5 protein-coding genes are annotated in these 2,979 nt (G+C 71.4%); all 5 read right to left on the bottom strand.

Annotated elements, in window-relative coordinates; translation table 11 throughout:
• Positions 1–188 (bottom strand): (d)CMP kinase (locus ACTIR_RS23565; protein WP_199285630.1); only part of this gene is annotated, 188 nt, incomplete at its 3' end.
• A 56-nt stretch (positions 189–244) separates the two neighbouring features.
• Positions 245–586, bottom strand: a complete 342-nt coding sequence (mnhG, locus tag ACTIR_RS0114905; protein WP_007025529.1) for a monovalent cation/H(+) antiporter subunit G — start codon at positions 584–586, stop codon at positions 245–247.
• Positions 583–849: a monovalent cation/H+ antiporter complex subunit F gene (locus ACTIR_RS0114900; protein WP_007025528.1), complete on the bottom strand. Its 267-nt coding sequence runs from the start codon at positions 847–849 to the stop codon at positions 583–585. The genes mnhG and ACTIR_RS0114900 overlap by 4 nt, the downstream gene beginning before the upstream one ends.
• Positions 846–1,454 (bottom strand): Na+/H+ antiporter subunit E, encoded by a 609-nt coding sequence (locus ACTIR_RS0114895; protein ID WP_026454888.1) that lies wholly within the window; start codon positions 1,452–1,454, stop codon positions 846–848. Before ACTIR_RS0114895 ends, ACTIR_RS0114900 begins: the two co-directional genes overlap by 4 nt.
• Positions 1,451–2,974, bottom strand: a complete 1,524-nt coding sequence (locus ACTIR_RS0114890) for a Na+/H+ antiporter subunit D (protein WP_026454887.1) — start codon at positions 2,972–2,974, stop codon at positions 1,451–1,453. The genes ACTIR_RS0114895 and ACTIR_RS0114890 overlap by 4 nt, the downstream gene beginning before the upstream one ends.
• Positions 2,975–2,979 lie beyond the last annotated feature (5 nt).

Raw genomic sequence — 2,979 nt, 5'->3', positions numbered from 1 at the left:
GCGGCCACGGCCTCCGCGTCCGCCGGGTCGACGCCCGCGCGCAGCACGGCCAGCGTGACGACGCGGTACATCGCCCCGGTGTCCAGATAGCCCGCCCCGAGGGCCGCGGCCAGTTCGCGTGCGGCCGTGGTCTTCCCGGTCCCCGAAGGGCCGTCGAGTGCTACCACCCCGCGTAGGGCTCCCGCCACCGACCGTTCCTTCCCCTGATGTGGTCATCGTGTGCGGGCCCCATTCTGCCTGCCGGTCAGTCGTGCGGGGCACCCAGGCGTTCGGCGAGGTCGTCGACCACGACGGTGGACTCCTCGCGTGCGCCGATGTGGTAGGCCACGCCACCGAACAGCTGGGACAGCACGGGCGCGGTGATCACCTGGAACAGGGCGGCGAGCAGCAGCCCGGCCGCCCCGGACGGTCCCACCTGCAACGCGCTGCCCAGCAGCACGAGCAGCAGTCCGACCGTCTGCGGCTTGGTCGCGGCCTGCAGGCGGCTCGGCACGTCCGGGAACCGCACCAGCCCGATCCCGCCGAGCACGCAGAACACCGCGCCGGAGAGCATGCTCACCGCGGTGAGCACGTCGAGCACGATCACCGGTCACCTCCCCAGCGCTCGACGAGCCGGACGGCACTGACCGACCCGATGAAGCTCAGCAGCGCCACCGCGAGCAGCAGCGCCACATTGAGTCCGAGGCCGGACCAGGCCATCCCCACCGCCACCCCGGCCACGATCAGCACCAGCACCACGTCGAGGGCGAGCACCCGGTCGAGCGCGCCGGGGCCGCGCAGCATCCGGCCGAGGGTGCACACCCCGGCGACGGTCAGCAGCACGTAGGTCGTGACGTAGACGACGGTCATGACTCCTCCTCCGGCGGCGCCTCGGGGGACTTCTCGGGGGAGACGGGACGCCCGCGGCGCAGCCGGTCCGCCCGGTCCGCGACCCGGCCCGCCTCGTCCGCGGTGCCGATCGCCCGGACCACCCGCACCTGCAGCGCCAGCGCCTGGTCGTGCGCGTGGTCGGCCTGCTCCCGGCTGCGGACACCGAGCGAGTACACGTAGAGGACCCCGCCCTCCCGGTCGATCTGGATCACGAAGGTGTCCGGGGTCAGCGAGATCGCCCCGGCGGCGGCGGCGATCACGTGGTCCAGATCGGACAGCGCGGGCACGGCGACGACCGCGGCCCGCACCCGCGGGCCGTACCGGATCACCTCGACGCCGGTGCGCAGGGCGGAGGAGACCAGATCGACGACCACGTAGCCGATCAGCCGGACCAGCCGCACCGGCCGCAACACCGGGAAGTGCACCGCGGGAAGAGGGAACAGCACCAGCACCCCGAGCGACACGACGATCCCCGCGACGACCGTGCCCGGGGCGACCGAACCCCACAGCAGGATCCAGACCACCACCAGCCAGACGAACAGCGGCAGGGACAACGTCGACAGCTGGCGTCGCACGGGTCTCACGGGGAACCTCCCCCGACGAGCACGGACTGCCGGTACGGGCCGCGGTCGAGGAGGTCGGTGGCGGCCCGTTCGGCGACACCGGACACCGGCCCGGCCGCGACGGTGATCGCGAGGCCGACGAGGGCCATGCCGATGGTCGCGGTCAGCATCGCCCGGGACCGCGTGCCGGTGCCGACGGTGAGCTCGTCGTTCGGGTCGACGTCGGCCACCGGGGCGCGCGGCCGTCCCCAGAACACCGATGCCCAGACCTTGCTCAGGGCGTAGAGGATGAGCAGGCTGGTCACCACCGCGCCGCCGGTGACCACGTAGGCCATCGGCGTGCCCAGTTCCACCCCCGCGCGCAACAGCGTGGCCTTGGCCACGAACCCGGAGAACGGCGGGATGCCCGCCAGGCTGAGCGCGGGGACCGAGAACACGATCGCGATCAACGGGTAGCCGGTGGCCACCCCGCACATGTCGTGCAGCGACGCGGTGCCGGTGAACCGCGTCACCAACCCGCTGACCAGGAACAACGCCGCCATGACGGCGATGTGGTGGATGATGTAGACGATCACGCCGACGAGCCCGGTCACGGTGAACAGCGCCAACCCGAACAGCATGAACCCGATCCCGGACACCAGCAGGAACGACAGCACACGGTTGAGGTCGTTCTGCGCGATCGCGCCGAGCGCACCCACCACCATCGTCAGCAACGCCACCGCGAGCAGGAAGTTCCAGTCGGCGGCGTTGGAGAACAGCAGCGTCTGGGTCCGGATGATCGCGTACACACCGACCTTGGTGAGCAACGCCGCGAACACCGCCGTGATCGGCGCGGGCGCGGTCGGGTAACTGTCCGGCAGCCAGAAGTGCAACGGCACCACCGCCGACTTGATGCCGAACACCACCATCATCAGCAGCCCGAGCGCGCTCCGCACCCCGGACGGCAGCCCGGCGATGGCGTGCGAGAGGTCGGCGAGGTTCACCGTGCCGGTGGCGGCGTAGACGATCGCGATCATCGTCAGGAACAGCAGCGACGAGGTGAGGCTGACGATGACGTAGGTCATGCTCGGCCGGATCCGGCTCGCCGTCGTCTGCCGGGTCATGAGCACGTACGAGGCGGACAGCATCATCTCGAACGCCACGAACAGGTTGAACAGGTCGCCGGTCAGGTACGCCAACGACACCCCGGCGCACAGCACCAGGTACATCGGGTGGAACGCGGTGGTGGTGGAGACCCGACCGGTGTCGGTGACGCGCTGCCCGATGGCGAACACGAGCACGCCGAGCATCACCACGATGGAGACCAGCAGCAGCAGCGCCGCCAACCGGTCCGCGATCAGGGTGATGCCGACCGGGGCCGCGTAGCCCCCGAGCTGGAGCACCACCGGCCCCGAACCGTCGGCCCGCACCAGCAGCACGGCGGCCACCACGGCGATGAAGGTCAGCACCAGCAGGCTCAGCACGCGCTGGGCCGCGGGCACCTGCCCCACGAGCAGGGAGACCGCCGCCGCCAGCAGCGGCACCAGCACGGGCAGCGCCACGAACA

The sequence above is a fragment of the Saccharomonospora iraqiensis subsp. iraqiensis genome, from assembly GCF_000430445.1.
GTDB lineage: Bacteria > Actinomycetota > Actinomycetes > Mycobacteriales > Pseudonocardiaceae > Saccharomonospora > Saccharomonospora iraqiensis.
Note: the sequence above shows the minus strand (reverse complement) of the source record. Positions and strands in the feature narration are given on the sequence as shown.

Bases quoted from the DNA above. Each gene is read 5' to 3' on its own strand.
- ACTIR_RS0114900 (WP_007025528.1), bottom strand. From the start codon at position 849: ATGACCGTCGTCTACGTCACGACCTACGTGCTGCTGACCGTCGCCGGG.